Annotated in this window: 16 protein-coding genes; 9 read left to right on the top strand and 7 right to left on the bottom strand. The window is 67.9% G+C overall.

The annotated features are described in order from the left end of the window. Both JO059_RS07845 and JO059_RS07840 read right to left on the bottom strand, forming a co-directional pair. A partial coding sequence (locus JO059_RS07845; RefSeq protein WP_293315522.1) for an NAD(P)/FAD-dependent oxidoreductase occupies nucleotides 1-1,005 on the bottom strand: 1,005 nt, incomplete at its 3' end. Between the two features lie 179 nt (nucleotides 1,006-1,184). Then, the gene (locus JO059_RS07840; protein WP_293315529.1) at nucleotides 1,185-1,862 is read right to left on the bottom strand and encodes an SDR family oxidoreductase; all 678 of its coding nucleotides are present in this window, start codon (nucleotides 1,860-1,862) and stop codon (nucleotides 1,185-1,187) included. 201 nt (nucleotides 1,863-2,063) lie between these two features. Here JO059_RS07840 and modA point away from each other — a divergent pair, with 201 nt between their 5' ends. The 6 genes from modA (at nucleotide 2,064) to JO059_RS07810 (ending at nucleotide 7,689) form a co-directional block, all read left to right on the top strand. Beyond that, nucleotides 2,064-2,840, top strand: a complete 777-nt coding sequence (modA, locus tag JO059_RS07835) for a molybdate ABC transporter substrate-binding protein (protein WP_293315521.1) — start codon at nucleotides 2,064-2,066, stop codon at nucleotides 2,838-2,840. Nucleotides 2,841-2,977: 137 nt separating this feature from the next. After that, complete coding sequence (locus JO059_RS07830) at nucleotides 2,978-3,769, top strand: ABC transporter permease (protein ID WP_293315528.1); 792 nt, start codon at nucleotides 2,978-2,980, stop codon at nucleotides 3,767-3,769. A 1-nt stretch (nucleotide 3,770) separates the two neighbouring features. Next, nucleotides 3,771-4,868 carry an ATP-binding cassette domain-containing protein gene (locus JO059_RS07825; protein WP_293315520.1) on the top strand — a complete coding sequence of 366 codons (1,098 nt, stop codon included), beginning with the start codon at nucleotides 3,771-3,773 and terminating at the stop codon, nucleotides 4,866-4,868. Between the two features lie 108 nt (nucleotides 4,869-4,976). Continuing rightward, nucleotides 4,977-6,176, top strand: coding sequence for an alanine and proline-rich secreted protein Apa (locus JO059_RS07820; protein ID WP_293315519.1), 1,200 nt, complete (start codon nucleotides 4,977-4,979; stop codon nucleotides 6,174-6,176). A gap of 144 nt (nucleotides 6,177-6,320) precedes the next feature. Continuing rightward, the gene (locus JO059_RS07815; protein WP_293315518.1) at nucleotides 6,321-6,620 is read left to right on the top strand and encodes a GlsB/YeaQ/YmgE family stress response membrane protein; all 300 of its coding nucleotides are present in this window, start codon (nucleotides 6,321-6,323) and stop codon (nucleotides 6,618-6,620) included. Between the two features lie 43 nt (nucleotides 6,621-6,663). Then, on the top strand, nucleotides 6,664-7,689 hold the full coding sequence (locus JO059_RS07810) for a zinc-binding alcohol dehydrogenase family protein (protein WP_293315517.1): 1,026 nt from the start codon (nucleotides 6,664-6,666) through the stop codon (nucleotides 7,687-7,689). 2 nt (nucleotides 7,690-7,691) lie between these two features. Here JO059_RS07810 and JO059_RS07805 read toward each other — a convergent pair whose 3' ends face one another. Continuing rightward, a complete protein-coding gene (locus JO059_RS07805; RefSeq protein WP_293315516.1) occupies nucleotides 7,692-8,432 on the bottom strand; it encodes a CPBP family intramembrane glutamic endopeptidase in 741 nt (246 codons plus the stop codon). Nucleotides 8,433-8,476: 44 nt separating this feature from the next. Continuing rightward, nucleotides 8,477-9,034, bottom strand: a complete 558-nt coding sequence (locus tag JO059_RS07800; RefSeq protein ID WP_293315515.1) for a CGNR zinc finger domain-containing protein — start codon at nucleotides 9,032-9,034, stop codon at nucleotides 8,477-8,479. 90 nt (nucleotides 9,035-9,124) lie between these two features. On the opposite strand from JO059_RS07800, the gene JO059_RS07795 reads away from it, so the two are divergent. Beyond that, a complete protein-coding gene (locus JO059_RS07795; protein WP_293315514.1) occupies nucleotides 9,125-9,292 on the top strand; it encodes a hypothetical protein in 168 nt (55 codons plus the stop codon). A 131-nt stretch (nucleotides 9,293-9,423) separates the two neighbouring features. Here the strand turns inward: JO059_RS07795 and JO059_RS07790 are convergent, their stop codons facing one another. Together JO059_RS07790 and JO059_RS07785 are read right to left on the bottom strand one after the other, a co-directional pair. Next, complete coding sequence (locus tag JO059_RS07790) at nucleotides 9,424-11,832, bottom strand: phosphoketolase (RefSeq protein WP_293315513.1); 2,409 nt, start codon at nucleotides 11,830-11,832, stop codon at nucleotides 9,424-9,426. Between the two features lie 45 nt (nucleotides 11,833-11,877). Continuing rightward, nucleotides 11,878-12,726: an SDR family oxidoreductase gene (locus JO059_RS07785; protein ID WP_293315512.1), complete on the bottom strand. Its 849-nt coding sequence runs from the start codon at nucleotides 12,724-12,726 to the stop codon at nucleotides 11,878-11,880. Nucleotides 12,727-13,002: 276 nt separating this feature from the next. On the opposite strand from JO059_RS07785, the gene JO059_RS07780 reads away from it, so the two are divergent. Then, nucleotides 13,003-13,482 carry a CAP domain-containing protein gene (locus tag JO059_RS07780; RefSeq protein WP_293315527.1) on the top strand — a complete coding sequence of 160 codons (480 nt, stop codon included), beginning with the start codon at nucleotides 13,003-13,005 and terminating at the stop codon, nucleotides 13,480-13,482. 141 nt (nucleotides 13,483-13,623) lie between these two features. On the opposite strand, the gene JO059_RS07775 is transcribed toward JO059_RS07780, so the two are convergent. After that, nucleotides 13,624-14,532 carry an undecaprenyl-diphosphate phosphatase gene (locus JO059_RS07775; RefSeq protein WP_293315511.1) on the bottom strand — a complete coding sequence of 303 codons (909 nt, stop codon included), beginning with the start codon at nucleotides 14,530-14,532 and terminating at the stop codon, nucleotides 13,624-13,626. Between the two features lie 174 nt (nucleotides 14,533-14,706). Between JO059_RS07775 and JO059_RS07770 the strand changes: the two genes are divergently transcribed. After that, a complete protein-coding gene (locus tag JO059_RS07770) occupies nucleotides 14,707-17,100 on the top strand; it encodes a CoA transferase (protein WP_293315510.1) in 2,394 nt (797 codons plus the stop codon). Nucleotides 17,101-17,109: the final 9 nt, after the last annotated feature.

Here is a 17,109-nt window from a genome sequence, read left to right as displayed (position 1 = left end):
GCCCTGCGCCACCCCGGGCACGCCCTCGACGGCGGCCATGTCGCCGATCACGAAGACGTTCGGGTGGCCGGGTATCGACAGATCCGGCAGGACCTTGACCCGGCCCGCCCGGTCGAGTTCGACAGACGACTGTTGGGCGAGGTCCCGGCCCAATCCGCTGGCCTGGACGCCCGCGGACCACACCTTGCAGGCGGACTCGATGCGCCGCACTGTGCCGTCGGAGTCCTTCACCGTGATGCCGTTGCGGTCCACGTCGGTGACCATCGCGCCCAGCTGAATCTCCACGCCCAGCTTTTCCAGGCGGGCGGCCGCCCGCTGTCCCAGTTTGTCGCCAAACGGCGGCAGCACCGCGGGCGCGGCGTCGAGCAGGATCACGCGGGCCTTGGTCGAGTCGATGTGCCGGAATGCGCCCTTCAGGGTGTATTCGGCGAGCTCCGCGATCTGTCCGGCCATTTCGACGCCCGTGGGCCCGGCGCCCACCACCGTGAACGTGAGCAGCTTGCGTCGGCGCTCGGGATCGCTGGACCGCTCGGCCTGCTCGAAGGCACTCAAGATCCGGCCACGCAACTCCAGCGCATCGTCGATCGACTTCATGCCCGGCGCGAACTCGGCGAAGTGGTCGTTGCCGAAATAGGACTGGCCGGCGCCGGCGGCGACGATCAGGGTGTCGTAGCGCGTTTCGTAGGTGTGCCCGAGCAGCTCCGACACGACGGTGCGGCCGGCGAGGTCGATGTGGGTGACGTTGCCGAGCAGCACCTGAACGTTGCGCTGTTTGCGCAGCACCACTCGGGTGGGTGGGGCGATCTCGCCCTCGGAGATGATCCCGGTGGCGACCTGATACAGCAACGGCTGGAACAAGTGGTGTGTGGTGCGGGCGATCAGCTTGATGTCGACGTCGGCATGCTTGAGTTTCTTTGCCGCGTTGAGTCCGCCGAAGCCCGACCCGATGATGACGACTTGATGTCGACGCCGCGGCCGAGCTGTGGTTTCTGGCAGGTGGGTCATGTTTTCGGCTGCTCCTGATCGGGGCTCTGGTCGCGCGCAGTCGGTTAGCTACCACGCTACTAGGTCCAGTACCCGCAAACCCACGTCGTCAGGGTGTGTAATCAAGCACACCGTGGCATAACCCCTGGTCACGCAGCGTGATACGCGTCATGCCTGGCGTTCGAGTGGGCGAACCGCGCTCAGGCGAAGTGCGCGAGCGCCCCGTGGCTGACGTGCAGCGTTTGGCCGGTGATGTGGCGAGCCGCCGGGGTGGTGAGAAACAGCGCCAGCCGGGCGACCTCCGCTGCGACCGGCGCCGGCGTGCGCGACAGACCGTCGTAGCCCGCCTGCACACTGCGTCCGGTGGCCACCGCGTTGACCGTGATTCCGCGAGTGCCGAAAATGCCCGCCTGCCCTGCTATCCAATTCGAGAGGGCGGCTTTGATGGCCGCGTCGATGCTTCCGGCCGGCGGATTCTCGGCCACCACACCGATGACGGAGCCACCGGAGCACAAATGGTCACCAACGGCCTGCACCGTGAGCACCGCCGACAGCACCGTGGCGTCCAACGCATTGCGCCAGGCGGTGGCGGTGTCGGACAGGGAGTACATCCGGGGATCGCCGGCGTCCCACGACGGGGCCGGCACGTTGACGATGGTGTCGAGGTGGTGTGGGAAGGCGCCGCGAGCTTCCCAAACGCTGGCCGGGTCGGTGGTGTCGCAGACGATTGCGTCGACGTCGAGCTCCTTGGCGGCGACCTCCAGATCGCTGCGGCGCGCGCCCACGAGGGTCACTTTGTGACCGTCATCGCGAAAACGTTCGGCTACCGTACGCCCAAGCTCGGTGTCTCCTCCGGTGACCAGCACCTCCACTGCTATGACCTCCCTCGTGCCGGGCAACGCCTGGGATCTCAGCGTCTCCTGGCGTCAATTTCGGTTGATGTTACTGGACGGTAGCTAGTCGGCGAAATTCCGCCTGACACGACGCGCGGATCATTTGCATAACTATTCGGCGGTCACTTTTTTGCGGCGCTTCAGCCGCCCAACGGTCCGCAGACGCGGCCGGGTTATGGTTCAGCCATGCGTCGGATCGCGTTCCTGGCCGGTGTGGTCTCGACGATGATGGCGGTGGTTGCGACCGGATGCACTGCGAGAACGCCGCCGGGGCCCGCCGATTCCGCCTCCGGAAAGATTGTCGTGTTCGCCGCGGCGTCGCTGAAGCCCGCGTTCACACAGATCGGTGAACGATTCCAGGCCGAAAACCCCGGCGCGAGCGTCGAGTTCGACTTCGCCGGTTCCTCGGAGCTGGCAACCCAGTTGACCCAGGGCGCGACGGCCGACGTGTTCGCATCGGCGGACGTCGCGCAGATGGACAAGGTCGCCACGGCGGGTTTACTGGCAGGCGATCCGCGAAATTTCGCATCCAACACCTTGGTCATCGTCGCCGCACCCGGCAACCCGAAGAAGATCGGCTCATTCGCCGACCTGGCCAAGCCAGGCATCACCGTCGTGATCTGTCAGCAGCCGGTGCCCTGCGGATCGGCGACGCAACGAATCGAAGACAGCGCACGGGTGCACCTCAACCCGGTAAGTGAGGAACTCAGCGTCACCGATGTCCTCAACAAGGTCACGACCGGGCAGGCCGATGCCGGCCTGGTGTATGTCACCGATGCTCGCAGCGCCGGAAGCAAGGTGAGCACGGTCAACTTTCCCGAGGCCGGCGGCGCGGTGAACGTCTATCCCATTGCGGTGTTGAGGAAGGCGGCGCAACCAGCGCTCGCGCGCAAGTTCGTGGCCGTGGTCACCGGCGGCGACGGTCAGAACATTTTGGCCGAGTTGGGTTTCGCCAAGCCTTGACACGCACTTCATTGGAGCCTGGTCGACTTGGTCGGAGCCGTAGGTGCGCGAGCGATTCGTAAGCCTCCTCGCCGAGGACACCGCGGTTAGGTTGAGGCGGTGTGAAACTCCCGATCATGGTTAGGGGACGTATCAGCATGCGTCGCACCCATCTCCCGCGCTGGGTGTATCTGCCGGCAGGCGTGGGGGCGGCGTTCGTCGTGCTGCCGCTAGTGGCGATCGCCATGAAGGTTGACTGGGCCCACTTTTGGCCGCTGATCGGCAGCCCATCGTCGCGGACGGCGTTATTCCTGAGCCTGAAGACCGCCGCCGCCAGCACCGTTCTGTGTGTGCTGCTGGGAGTGCCGATGGCGCTGGTGCTTGCCCGCAACGAGGGACGGCTGGTCCGCGTGCTGCGGCCGCTCATTCTGCTGCCCTTGGTGCTGCCGCCGGTGGTGGGTGGGATCGCCTTGCTCTACGCGTTCGGCCGGCTTGGACTGGTCGGGCGATATCTGGAGGCCGCCGGCATCAGCGTCGCGTTCAGCACCACCGCCGTGGTGCTGGCGCAGACCTTCGTCTCGCTGCCGTTTCTGGTGATTTCCCTCGAGGGTGCCGCCCGCACCGCGGGCACCGACTACGAGGTGGTGGCAGCGACGCTCGGGGCACGACCCAGCACGGTCTGGTGGCGGGTGAGCCTGCCGCTGCTGCTGCCGGGAATGACGTCCGGGGCGGTGTTGGCGTTCGCGCGATCACTGGGGGAGTTCGGCGCGACGCTGACGTTCGCAGGTTCCCGGCAGGGGGTCACCCGCACTCTGCCGCTCGAGATCTACCTGCAGCGGGTGAGCGACGCACACGCCGCCGTGGCGCTGTCGATCCTGCTGGTGGCGGTGGCCGCGTTGGTGGTCGTCGGGCTGGGCGCACGCCGGCTCACCGGGCTGGACGCGAATTAGCGTGAGCGAGTTACAATTCCGCGCCGTTGTCGAGGAACGCCAGCTGGACCTGGAATTCTCGGTTTCCGCGGGCGAGGTTCTCGCCGTGCTCGGACCCAACGGCGCCGGAAAGTCGACCGCGCTGCACGTCATCGCCGGGCTCGTTTGCCCGGACGAAGGGCTGGTGCGGCTGGGCGATCGGGTGCTCACCGATACCGCGGGCGGGGTCCACGTGCCCACCCATGACCGGCGGGTGGGGCTGCTCCAGCAAGACCCGTTGCTGTTCCCGCACATGACCGTCGCCGCCAACGTCGTCTTCGGATCGCAGCGCCGCTTCGGATTGTCCGGCGCGAGCAGGGAAGCGACTGCATTGCGCTGGCTGCAGGAGGTCGACGCCGAGCGCTTGGCCGACCGAAAACCGCGGCAGCTGTCGGGCGGCCAAGCCCAGCGGGTGGCGATCGCGCGCGCGTTGGCGGCCGACCCCGATGTCTTGCTGCTCGACGAGCCACTCAGCGGGCTCGACGTCGCCGCGGCCGCGGGCGTCCGCACCTTGCTGCGCACCATGGTCACCGGAACGGGCCGCGCGGTAATTCTGATCACCCACGACCTGCTGGACGTGTTCACGCTGGCCGATCGTGTCCTGGTGCTCGAATCGGGCAGGCTCGCCGAGATCGGCCCCGTGCCGGATGTGCTCACCGCGCCACGCAGTCATTTCGGTGCGCGCATCGCCGGCGTCAACCTGGTGAACGGGACGATTGCGCCGGACGGGTCGCTGTGCGCCGCCGCGGGTGCTCGCTGGCACGCGGCTCCGGCGCGGCAGCGCGGTGACCAGCCCACGCCCGGGGCTGACGCCGTCGCGGTGTTTCCGCCCACGGCTGTAGCCGTTTACCGGGAACAACCACACGGCAGCCCCCGCAATACGGTCGAGGTTACGGTGGCACAGCTCGATGTCCGCGGGTCCGCCGTTCTGGTGCGCGGGCGCGAACAGCCCGACGGCGCCCCGGGTCTCGCCGCCGAGATCACCGCCGAAGCCGCCGCGGAGCTGCGGCTGATGCCCGGGGACCGGGCGTGGTTTGCCGTCAAAGCCCACGAAGTCACGTTCTACCCCGCGCCTCGATGACCTGGGTCGACACGAGACAGGTTGCGCACCGGCAACATCCGAAAAACTGCATGGCATCGGCCGCACGGCATCCTTGCGTCACAGCGGTAACGGGGTAGGTTCGTCGCCATGGATCAGGTGGACCCGAAGTTGAGGCGTCGCGAAGGGCCGCGGGCGGCGCTGACAATTGCCGCGGTGACCAGTGCCTTCGCCGTCGCCATCGCATTACCGGCGACGTCCAAGGCGGATCCGCAGCCCGTCCCCCCTGCGCCCACGACGACCGCCGCACCGGCCGCACCGCAGGGTCAGCCGGGCGCTCAGCCGGGCGCGCAGGGTCAGCCGGCCGCGCCGCAGGGTCAGCCGGGCGCGCCGCAGGGTCAGCCGGGCGCGCCGGGTCAGCCGGCCGCTCAGCCGGGCGCGCCGCAGGCCCAGCCCGGCGACCCCAACGCGGCCCCGCCGCCACCGGCCGATCCGAACGCACCCCCGCCGCCGACCGTCGACCCGAACGCGGGCCGAGTCAACAATGCGGTCGGAGGGTTCAGCTTCGTGCTGCCCGCCGGCTGGGTGGAGTCGGACACGTCGCACCTCGACTACGGGTCGGAGTTGCTCAGCAAGACCACCGGCCAGCCGCCGGCGCCCGGGCAGCCGCCGCCCGTCGCCAACGACACCCGAATCGTGATGGGCCGGCTGGACCAGAAGCTCTACGCGAGTGCCGAGGCCAACAATGCGCAGGCCGCGGTCCGCTTGGGTTCGGACATGGGTGAGTTTTTCATGCCCTATCCCGGCACCCGGATCAACCAGGAGACAATTCCGCTGACCGCCACCAACGGAATCACCGGAAGCGCGTCGTATTACGAGGTGAAATTCAGCGATCCCGCCAAGCCGAACGGCCAGATCTGGACGGGCGTCGTCGGCTCGTCGGCGACGAACGCCGGACCGCCGCACCGGTGGTTCGTGGTGTGGCTCGGTACGTCCAACGACCCGGTGGACAAGGGGGCGGCCAAGGCGCTCGCGGAATCTATCCAGCCCTGGGCGCCGCCGCCCAACCCCGCTTCGGGTCCCGACGCCTCCGCGCCGGCTGCGGGGGCGCCTGGTGCGGGGGCGCCTTATCCGGCGGCGCCGGCCCCGGGAGCTCCTTCGCCTACCCCGGCGGCGCCGGCCCCGGGAGCCGCGTCGCCGGCGCCGGCGGCACCGGCGCCGGGAGCCCCATCGCCCACCCCGGCACCGGCTCCTGGAGCCGCATCGCCCTCCCCGTCACCCAGCCAGGCGCCCGCGGGAGACGTCGCCCCGGCGCCGACCACGGCGCCACAGCGGACGGCACCCGCCTGACACCGGAAGAGCACTCGGCCGGAGATCGCCGTGCGTTAACCCCGGCGTGGCCCACTGGGCATCCGACGCGGCCGTCAAAGCGGGTATAGGGTGTCCGGGCCCGGCGCGCGCTGGGCCTTGACCTGCGACTGCAAGGAGACCCGTATGAACCTCATGGCGGCAACCGAGTACCTGGCCCGCTCCACGACTTTGACGAGCGTCGGTTGGATCGGCTACATCATCATCGGCGGTCTGGCGGGCGCACTGGCCAGCAGGATCATCAAGGGCAGCGGCGCCGGCATCCTGATGGACATCGTGATCGGTATTGTGGGCGCGTTGATCGGCGGCTTCATCCTGAGCTTCTTCGTCAACACTGCGGGTGGCGGCTACATCTTCACCTTCTTCACGGCGCTGCTCGGCTCTCTGCTCCTGCTCTGGGTCATCGGCATGCTCCGACGCACCTAGTCGGTGACCGTCGCCACCCAGCACATACCGGCAAAATGGACTGATGGCCTCACCGGCGACCACAACCATGCGCGCCTGGCGAGTGCGCCGGCCCGGCCCGATGGATACCGGACCGCTCGAGCAGGTCACCGCTGAAGTACCACGGCCGGCCCCGTCGGAGTTGCTCGTTGGCGTGCGCGCGTGCGGCGTATGCCGCACCGACCTGCACGTCACCGAAGGCGATCTCCCCGTGCGCCACAACCGGGTGACGCCCGGCCACGAGGTGGTGGGTGAGGTCGTCGAATTGGGAACCGAGGCAGGTGACGAGTTCAAGGTCGGGGATCGGGTGGGCATCGCCTGGCTCCGCCATACCTGCGGCGTGTGCAAATACTGCCGTCGATGCGACGAGAACCTGTGCCCCGACTCTCGCTACACCGGCTGGGACGCCGACGGCGGGTACGCCGAATTCGCCACCGTCCCAGCCGCGTTCGCGCATCACCTGCCGAGCGGTTACAGCGATAGCGAGCTGGCGCCGTTGCTGTGCGCCGGCATCATCGGGTACCGCTCGCTGCTGCGCGCCGACCTGCCCCCGGGCGGGCGACTGGGCCTTTACGGCTTCGGCGGTAGCGCCCACATCACCGCGCAGGTCGCGTTGGCGCAGGGCGCCGAGGTGCATGTGATGACGCGTGGAGCCCAGGCGCGCAAGCTCGCGCTGGACCTGGGGGCCTCGTCGGCTCAGGGCGCCGCCGACCCACCGCCTGTGCCGCTGGATGCCGCGATTCTGTTTGCGCCCGTTGGGAAGCTGGTGCTGCCGGCGCTCGAGGCGTTGGACCGCGGCGGCACCCTGGCGATCGCGGGCATTTACCTGTCTGACATCCCGCCCCTGAACTACCAGCGCCACCTGTTTGAGGAGCGCCAGGTCCGCTCGGTGACGTCGAACACCCGGGCCGACGCGCGTGCCTTCCTCGACTTCGCCGGCAAGCATCGCATCGAGGTGACCACGCCGGAATACCCGCTTGCCCGGGCCGATGAGGCCCTGACCGATCTGAGCGCCGGTCGTATCGCCGGTGCCGCGGTGCTGCTGGTCTAGTCTCAGGTCGACAGGTGCCAGACCAGCGCGGCGGCCAGGGCGCCGAGCCCGTTCAGTGACCAGTGCAGCGCGATCGGCGCGATCAGGCTGCCGCTTCGCCGGCGCAGCCAGCTGAAGACGAAGCCGGCAGCGCCGGTGGCCAGGACCGCCAACGTCACCCCGGCAAGCATTCCGGCGAACCCGCCGCCGAGCAGCCGGGTGAAGCCGACGTTGTTACTGGTGAGCCCCAGCGACGTGGCGACGTGCCACAGGCCGAACAGCAGCGACCCGCCCAGCGCCACCCCGCGAAAGCCCCAGGCCCGGTTCAGCGCCCCATGTAGCACCCCGCGGAATGCGAGCTCCTCGGGGATCACGGTCTGCAGCGGGATGACGACCATCGAGGCGATCAGGGCGCCGGAGATCGTGGCGTAGTGGTTGTTCATGAACATCGGCCGGGTCACCGGCAGCAGGATCCCGATCGCGATCACCGACGCCACGACGGCCACGGCGCCCAGCGCGTAGGCCAGGCCCGGCCGCCAGTGTTCGCGGCCCAGGCCGAGGTCGGCCCAGCCCAGCCCCCGGTAGCGCATCAGGGCGACTAGCCCGACGGCGGCGGCGGGAACGGTCGCGATGCTCGCCCACGGCGCGGTGAAGTGCGCGACCAGGTTGGTCAGCACCAGTACGACGACCACCGCTGCGATGTCGAGGTGGATATGCAACCGGTGTAGCGCCGACGGCTGTGCGGCAGCGATGGCGTCGGGCATCCGGCAAGCTTACCCGTGGGCCGGGTTCTCGCAGTTCAGCCCGCTCAGGAAGGCGGAACCGCGGCGGCTTGCCGGCGGGCGCGGAAGGCTTGGACCTTCGCGCGGTTGCCGCACGTGCGCATCCCGCACCAGTGCCGGTTCTGGGCTCGCGATGCGTCGACATAGAGCCGCGTGCAGCCAGGATGGGAGCACTTCTTGACCTTATCGATGTCGGGGCCGGCATAAAGGTCGAGTAGATCGGCGGCCAGCCCGGCGAGCAGCTGCCGCATGGTACCGCCGCGGCTGACCGACCCGTCCGGGTGCAATACCGGCGTGAGCTGGGGTTCGGACGCGTGCGCATTCAGAAGATCAACATCGGCGACGTCGAGTCGGCCGCCGTGGAGCCGCGCGAGAACGACCCGGTAGACGGCTTCGCGCACCGCGATTGCCGCCGCCAGTTCATCGTCGGTCGTCTCGAGCGGCGTATCGACCAGCCCGGCGCCAACCGCCCAGTCCGACACCCGCTGCGGGTCGGTCAACAATTCCTCGCGAGCCGAGTCCCGATATTTGAGCGTGCCCACGAAGTCCAGGCACGGCCGCCCGCTCATGTAGACGAACTTCATGTAACCACCTTGACAGGTTTCCCAATAACAGGCAAGGTGTAACTATCTAAGGTGGTTACACCCAGGACGGATCAAATAGAGGAGGAACTCATGGCTACGACGGTGTGGACGTTGCTCTCAATCCTCGTGATTGCACCCTTGGCCGCTCTTGCCGTTGACCGGCCCCTCCACGGCAATTGGATCTGGCACATCGACGCCGACATGCCGAGGGACTACGGCGAGCCTTCCGGCGGCACCGGCAAACCCCATGCCGTGTAGCCGGGTTCATCGCACATCCGGACATGATGCGGCTCTCACTAACTAAGTGCGGCTCCGCTCAGTTCTTCTCCCAGGTCGGATCGGTCGTCTCGCTCCCGTCACTCACTGGCTCGATTGTCGCCTCGCTCCCGTCACTCACTGCGTTCGTTCCGCTCGCTCAACTCCCAGGTCCACCCCGAAATCGCCGGGTCGTCTTCGCCGTGCTCGCGGGTGTAGGCGCGGGCGGCCAGGCGGGCGTCGACCATGCGCTGACGCAGCAACGCGGCCTGGCTGGCCAGCCCGTCCACCCGGTCGATCACATCCATCACCAGATGGAAGCGATCGAGGTCGTTGAGCATCACCATGTCGAACGGCGTCGTCGTGGTGCCCCGCTCCTTGAAACCGCGCACATGGATGTGGGGGTGGTTGGTGCGTCGATAGGTGAGCCGGTGAATCAGCCACGGGTAGCCGTGGTAGGCGAAGATGACCGGCTTGTCGCGGGTGAACAACGCGTCAAACTCCCTGTCCGGCAAGCCATGTGGGTGCTCGGATTCCGGTTGCAGGCGCATCAGGTCGACGACGTTGACCACCCGGACGGCCAAGCCGGGCAGCTCGCGCCGCAGGATGTCGGCCGCCGCCAGCACCTCCAGCGTCGGGATGTCCCCGGCGCAGGCCAGCACGACGTCGGGGTCGGCGACCGACGATCCAGCTGTGCTCGCCCACGACCAGATGCCCAGGCCGCGCGCGCAATGGGCGATGGCCTGATCCATGTCCAGGTAGGCCAGCGCCGGCTGCTTGCCGGCGACGATGACGTTGATGTAGTCGCGGCTGCGCAGGCAATGGTCCGCCACCGACAGCAGCGTGTTGCCGTCCGGCGGCAGGTACACCCGCGTCAGCTCGGCCCGCTTGTTCGCGACCAGGTCGATGAACCCGGGGTCCTGATGCGAGGCGCCGTTGTGGTCTTGGCGCCACACGTGGGAGGTCAGCAGGTAGTTCAGCGACGCTATCGGCCGCCGCCACGGAAGCTCGCGGCTGGTGGCCAGCCATTTCGCGTGCTGGTTGAGCATCGAGTCCACGATGTGGACGAAGGCCTCGTAGCAGTTGAACAGGCCGTGCCGGCCGGTCAGCAGATAGCCCTCCAGCCAGCCTTGGCACAGATGCTCGGACAGCACCTCCATTACCCGACCTTCCGGTGCGAGGTGCTCGTCATCCGGCTGTATCTCGGAAAGCCACACCTTGGCAGTTGCCCCGTACACGGCATCGAGCCGGTTGGAGGCGGTCTCGTCGGGGCCCATCAGGCGGAACCGGTCGGGGTTGCGGGCGATCACGTCGCGCAGGAAGGTGCCCAGCACCCGGGTGGCCTCGTGCGTCTCGGCGGCCGGTCGCGACACCGCGACCGCGTAGTCGCGGAAGTCCGGCAGGTCGAGGTCGTGCAGCAGAAGCCCGCCGTTGGCATGCGGGTTGGCGCTCATCCGACGGTCACCGCGTGGCGCCAGCGCCCGCAGCTCGGGCCGCAGGGTGCCATTGCCGTCGAACAACTCCTCGGGACGATAGCTGCGCAACCAGTCCACGAGCTGGGCGCGGTGTTCCGGATTGTCGTGGGTTTCGGCCAGCGGAACCTGGTGCGATCGCCACGTCCCCTCGACCTTCTTGCCGTCGACGACCTTCGGGCCGGTCCAGCCCTTCGGGGTACGGAGCACGATCATCGGCCATACCGGTCGCTGGGCCCGATCGCCGCTGCGGGCCGCGCTCTGGATAGCCGCGATGTCGTCGAACGCCTCGTCGAGGGCGGCCGCCAGTTGGTGGTGCACGTTGGCCGGGTCGTCCCCGGCGACCGTGATGGGCCGGTAGCCGTAGCCGCGCAGCAGCGATTCCAGCTCGGCGTGGGGGATGCGCGCCAGCACGGTCGGGTTGGCGATCTTGTAGCCGTTGAGCTGCAGAATGGGCAGCACGGCACCGTCGTTGACCGGGTCGAGGAACTTGTTGGAGTGCCAGCTGGCCGCCAGCGGACCCGTTTCGGCCTCGCCGTCGCCGACCACGCAGGCCACAATCAGATCGGGGTTGTCGAAAGCGGCGCCGTACGCGTGCACCAGCGCGTAGCCGAGCTCGCCGCCCTCGTGAATCGAACCCGGCGTCTGCGCCGCCACGTGGCTGGGGATTCCGCCGGGAAACGAGAACTGCCGGAACAACTTTCGCAGTCCCTCGGTGTCTTCCTCGATGCCGGTGTACACCTCGCTGTAGGTGCCTTCCAGGTAGGCGTTGGCGACCAGCCCGGGACCGCCATGACCCGGTCCGGTGACGTAGATGATGTTGGCGTCGCGCTTCCGGATGATCCGGTTCAGATGCGCATGGATCAGGTTGAGCCCGGGCGTGGTGCCCCAGTGGCCCAGCAGCCGGGGTTTGACGTGCTCAGCCGACAGCGGTTCGCTTAGCAGCGGATTGTCCAGCAGGTAGATCTGGCCGACCGAGAGGTAGTTGGCGGCGCGCCAGTACTTGTCGAGGAGGCTCAATTCGTCGGCGGAGAGAACTTCGGGCGTGCTTGTTGCGGTGTCTAGGCTCACCCGGCCGATTGTGCGCGCCTCGGATGAACAGCGCGTCTCGGGCGCCTATTCTTCGCCGCGCGCCCGTGCCTCGTAGGCCTTGCGTTTCGCGACGTCGACGGCGTCGGTGAAGACGTGTTCGCCACCGAGGGCCCGATTGATCCCCTCGGCCACCACTCGGGGCATGAACTTGGCCGAAGCAACCAGCGCACCAATCGCTTTCGTGACCCGAACCCGTGGTCTTGGCTTCGCCACCAGTTCCACGATCGCGTTTGCGATCTCGGCCGGCTCGGCATTCTTGAAGCCCTTGACCCCGGGGGTGCCCGCGATGAGCTCGGTGTTGACGAAGGTCGGCAACACCATCGAGAACTTCACGCCCGTCTTCCGGTATTCGAGCCTTGCGGTGTCGGTGAATCCGACCACCGCGTGCTTGCTCGCGCAGTACGTGGCTGCGCCGGGTATGTAGCCCTCCCCGGCGAGCGAGGCCACGTTGATCACCTGGCCGGACGCGCGGGGGACCATGCGCTCGAGCGCCAGCTTGCTGCCCAGGATGACCCCATAGACGTTGATGTCCAGGACGCGACGAGTGACCGCGTCCGGCTCGTCGACCACCCGGCCAAGGGGCATGACCCCGGCGTTGTTGACCAGTACGTCGATGGGGCCGAGCTGGCGCTCCACCTGATCGAGGAAGCCCGAAAACGATTGCCGGTCGGTGACATCGAGCCTGCCGTAAACATCGAGGCCCAGCGCGGCGCCCGACTCCTTCACCCGCACCTCGTCGATGTCGCCGATCGCGACCTTGGCGCCCAAGTTGTGCAGCGCTGTCGCGGTGGCCAACCCGATTCCGCGTGCGCCGCCGGTGATCACGATGACCCGATCGCGGACCTTGAGGCCGATGGATGCCGAATCTGCCATGTTCGTCCTTCGCTCGAAGTTGACGGGTGTCAGGTAAGCGATTCGGTAAGCACAGCACTCGACCCGTGCGCCGCGCAAATAGCCGATGGCGGGAGCCGGGGAAAGTGGCCGGCCCCTCGTCTCCTGTCCGATGACCCAATCCGGTGTCAACCGGGGTCGGGCTCGGCGGACGGAGTCGGGTGACGGCCATAGCGTGTGCGCAACCCGCCGCGATTATCACCGAAACTGGGTAGCATCTTCTTTGCCAAAGCAGCAGTGCATGTCAACGAGGCGAGCATGACGAGAAATGTCGCGATGGTAGCCGTCATCTCGATCTGCACTGCCTTCCTCACGGCACTGGGCACCATCGCGGGTTTTGCTGCGCGAGCTGACAATTCGGGGTCCGCGGTCTACAGCGGCGTCAGCCGGCTTCGCCAGACATGTGGGACCTTCGGCGACGACCCCCGATTAACCGCAGCCGCGCAGCGCCACGCCGACGACATGCTGAAAAACAGTGTGGACGGCCACATCGGTTCCGACGGCTCTTCACCGCAGGCACGGATCACGGATGCGGGCTACACCAGGACCAGCTACACCGGTGAAATCGTTTATTGGGGCTCCGGATCGGCTGCCACTCCGGGCGTGGCAATTGACATGTGGATGGGAAGTCCCGCCCACCGGGCGATCATCTTGAATTGCGCATTCACCGCCGCCGGCTTCGCCACCGCAGCGGACGGCAACAAGTTGACAGCCGTGGGTGACTTTGCGGCTCCGTGAGACTTGCACCGCCTCCCGGTCGAGCCCGTCTGGGTGACCGTGACGACCGGTGGGAACCCGCCGCTTACGGTGCCGCTGCCGGGGATCGATGTCGGCGGTCTCATTTCCGGCTTGGAAACCCTTGGTCCCGCAGTGCTCCTCTCACTGGAGCGTGAGCCACAGCAGGCTGCCCGCCCCGGCCACGGCGCAGTAAATGGCGAACGGTGTGAGGGTGCGGGTCTGGAAATAGCGCGTGAGAAAACGCACGGAAAGATAGGCGCACACGAAGGAAGCGACGCTGCCGGCCAGTACCTGGCCTGCGATTCCCGCACCGAGCGGACCGAACAGCTCCGGAATCTTATACAGCCCGGCGGCCAGAATGATGGGAGTCGCCAGCAAGAAGGAGAAGCGGGCGGCGTCCTCGTGCGACAGGCCGCGCCACAGCCCCGCCACCATCGCGATGCCGGAGCGGCTGATGCCCGGCAACAGGGCCAGGATTTGCGAGGACCCGATCACCAACCCGCGGCGCATCGGTAGCTGCGCCAGCCGGTTGTCGATCGCCTCGCCCGTGTGCGGTTCATCGCGCTCGTCCGCGTCGGCCGTGGGCGAGACACGGCGGCGCAACACCTCTCCGGCATAGAGGGCAATCCCGTTAAGCAGCAGAAAAGCCGCCGCCGGAATGGGTTTGCCGAGCGTCGTGCGAAAGAGATGCTCGAGGGCCACCCCGGCAAGGCCCACCGGGATGGTCGCCACCACGATCAGCCAGGCCAGCCGCTCATCTGGAGTCCGGATGCGGCGATACCGCACGGACGAGAAGAAGCCGCCAACGATGCGCAGCCAATCGCGCCAGAAGAACACCAAGAGCGCCGCGGCAGTGGCGACATGCAGGCCGACGAGGAACGCCAGGTAGGGAGAATCGGGGGTGGACACACTGAGATCCCGCGCCCACTGCCCACCTATCAGCGCCGGCACCAACACCGAGTGCCCGAGGCTGGAGACGGGGAAAAGTTCGGTCACGCCTTGGAACGCGCCGACCACCACGGCCTCGACGTAGCTCAAATGCGCGCTCACGGGTTGGTGCCTCCTCGGTTGTCTCGCGGTCTGCGACGATAGCCGACCCGACCTTCACCCAGATCCCCGCCCGGGGATTGGATCCAATCAGCCTGCGCTGCTTGATGTTTGCGCCGCGGCATCGGACAGGACGCGTCCATGGCACACCCAACGCTGTCCAGGTACCGTGAGCGGATGGTCGACAGGTTGCTCGACGCCGTGCGCGTCCTGGACCTGTCGAGCGGCAGCGCCGACGAGGTGACCCGCCTGCTCGCGGACCTCGGCGCCGATGTCCTCAAGGTGGAACCTCCGGGCGGAAACCTGGCACGCGACGAGTTGCCGACGCTGGCGGGCGCGAGCATCCCGTTCGCGGTGCATAACGCCAACAAGCGCAGCACGGTCCTCGACCCGCTCGACGATGACGACTGCGGCCGATTCCTCGACCTGGCGGCGTATGCCGACATCGTCGTCGACAGCGGCCTCGACGGTCTGGCCGCCGCCTTCGGAACGTCCGGTGCGGAGTTGGCCACCCAGTACACGCACCTGGTCGTGCTGTCGATCACCGACTTCGGTGCGACCGGTCCGCGGTCGTCGTGGCGTGCCACGGATCCCGTGTTGTACGCGATGTGTGGCTCGTTGTCGCGATCCGGTCCCGCCACCGGGACCCCGGTGTTGCCGCCCGACGGGATCGCCTCGGCAACCGCGGCCGTGCAGGCGGCCTGGGCGGCGCTCGCCGCCTACTACAATCGATTACGTTGCGGCACAGGTGATTACATCGACTTCTCGCGATTCGACGCGGTCGTCATGGCGCTCGACCCGGTGTTCGGCGCGCACGGGCAGGCTGCCGCCGGCATCCGCCGCACCGGGCAGTGGCGGGGGAGACCGAAGAATCAGGACGCTTACCCCATTTATCCGTGCAAGGACGGGTACGTCCGGCTATGCGTGCTGTCGCCGCGGCAATGGCGCGGGCTGCGACGCTGGCTGGGTGAGCCGGAAGCCTTTCAGGACCCGAAATTCGACGCGCTCGGCGCCCGCTTCGCGGCGTGGGACGAGATCAGCGTGCTGATCGGGGCGATGTTCGCCGACCGCACGATGAAAGACCTGGTGGCCGCCGGGCAGGGTCACGGGGTGCCGATCGCCGCCGTGCTGACCCCATCGCAGATCCTGGCCTCCGAACATTTCCAGGCCGTCGGCGCCATCATCGATGCCGAGTTGGTTCCGGGGGTGCGCACCAGCGTCCCCAGCGGATATTTCGTCGTGGACGGGCAGCGCTCGGGTTTTCGCACGCCGGCCCCGGCGCCGGGGCAAGACGAACCCTGCTGGCTCGCCCCTCCGCCGGTGGCTCCATCACCGCCGGGGAAGCCCGGCGACTACCCGTTTGCCGGGCTGCGGATCCTCGACCTGGGAATCATCGTCGCCGGCGGCGAATTGAGCCGCCTGTTCGGCGATCTGGGTGCCGAGGTGATCAAAGTGGAAAGTGCCGACTATCCGGACGGGTTGCGGCAGGCCCGGCCCGGCGATGCCATGAGCGAGACGTTCGCTTGGACACATCGCAACCACCTCGGATTCGGCGTCGACCTGCGCACCGCCGAGGGCAAGGCGATCTTCGGCCGGCTGGTCGCGGAGGCCGACGCCGTATTCGCCAACTTCAAGCCGGGAACCCTTGCTTCGCTTGGCTTTTCCTACGATGAGTTGCGCGCAATCAACCCGCGGATCGTGCTCGCCGGCAGCAGCGCATTCGGCGATACGGGGCCATGGTGCGCCCGGATGGGCTACGGTCCATTGGTCCGCGCCGCGACCGGCGTCACCCGGCTTTGGACGTCCGACGATCCGGATTGCCGGCCGGACGCCGGTCGGCATTCCTTCTACGACGCGACGACGATCTTCCCCGATCACGTGGTCGGACGGGTCGTCGCGATCGCGGCGCTGGCGGCGCTGATCCGCCGCGATCACACCGGCCGCGCAGCCCACGTCCACGTCTCTCAGGCCGAAGCCGTCGTCAACCAGTTGGACACCTTGTATGTCACCCAGGCCGCGCACGCCGCGGGCCACGCCCGGATCCGTGATGCCACCGGCGTGCACGCTGTCTACCCGTGCGCGGGCGATGACGAATGGTGCGTCATATCATTTGACACCGACGATGAATGGCGCCGCGCTACTTGGCTTTTCGACCATCAAGAGTGGGCCGAGGACCCGCGGTTCGCGACGGGCGAGTCGCGGCTGGCCAACCGGCGCGAGCTGGTGCAGCTGGTGTCGGCCTGGACGCGCATGCGCACCCCGTTGCGGGCCGCCGAACTGCTGCAGTCGGCCGGAATCGCGGCCGGACCGATGAACCGTCCGCCGGACATACTGGAGGATCCGCAGCTGATCGCGCGAAAGCGCTACCGCGACATGGTGCATCCACTCATTGACCGTCCCCTGCCCGCCGAGACTGGGCCCGCGCCGTTTCAGCACATCCCCGCGGCCCCGCACCGCCCGGCGCCCCTGCCCGGTGAGCACACCCGCGAGATCTGCCGCCACCTGCTCGGGATGAGCGCCGGAGAGACCGAGCGGCTGATCAACGAGCACGTCCTCTTCGGACCGCCGTAACCCCGTCGA

The sequence above is a fragment of the Mycobacterium sp. genome, assembly GCF_019247615.1.
GTDB lineage: Bacteria > Actinomycetota > Actinomycetes > Mycobacteriales > Mycobacteriaceae > Mycobacterium.
This window is presented reverse-complemented; position numbering and strand designations above follow the sequence as displayed.

Excerpts from the sequence above, each read along its gene's own strand:
- JO059_RS07810 (WP_293315517.1), top strand. The coding sequence starts at position 6,664 with ATGGCCTCACCGGCGACCACAACCATGCGCGCCTGGCGAGTGCGCCGG.
- JO059_RS07795 (WP_293315514.1), top strand. The coding sequence starts at position 9,125 with ATGGCTACGACGGTGTGGACGTTGCTCTCAATCCTCGTGATTGCACCC.
- JO059_RS07805 (WP_293315516.1), bottom strand. The coding sequence starts at position 8,432 with ATGCCCGACGCCATCGCTGCCGCACAGCCGTCGGCGCTACACCGGTTG.
- JO059_RS07815 (WP_293315518.1), top strand. The coding sequence starts at position 6,321 with ATGAACCTCATGGCGGCAACCGAGTACCTGGCCCGCTCCACGACTTTG.
- JO059_RS07770 (WP_293315510.1), top strand. The coding sequence starts at position 14,707 with ATGGTCGACAGGTTGCTCGACGCCGTGCGCGTCCTGGACCTGTCGAGC.
- JO059_RS07820 (WP_293315519.1), top strand. The coding sequence starts at position 4,977 with ATGGATCAGGTGGACCCGAAGTTGAGGCGTCGCGAAGGGCCGCGGGCG.
- JO059_RS07830 (WP_293315528.1), top strand. The coding sequence starts at position 2,978 with ATGCGTCGCACCCATCTCCCGCGCTGGGTGTATCTGCCGGCAGGCGTG.
- modA (WP_293315521.1), top strand. The coding sequence starts at position 2,064 with ATGCGTCGGATCGCGTTCCTGGCCGGTGTGGTCTCGACGATGATGGCG.
- JO059_RS07780 (WP_293315527.1), top strand. The coding sequence starts at position 13,003 with ATGACGAGAAATGTCGCGATGGTAGCCGTCATCTCGATCTGCACTGCC.
- JO059_RS07785 (WP_293315512.1), bottom strand. The coding sequence starts at position 12,726 with ATGGCAGATTCGGCATCCATCGGCCTCAAGGTCCGCGATCGGGTCATC.
- JO059_RS07800 (WP_293315515.1), bottom strand. The coding sequence starts at position 9,034 with ATGAAGTTCGTCTACATGAGCGGGCGGCCGTGCCTGGACTTCGTGGGC.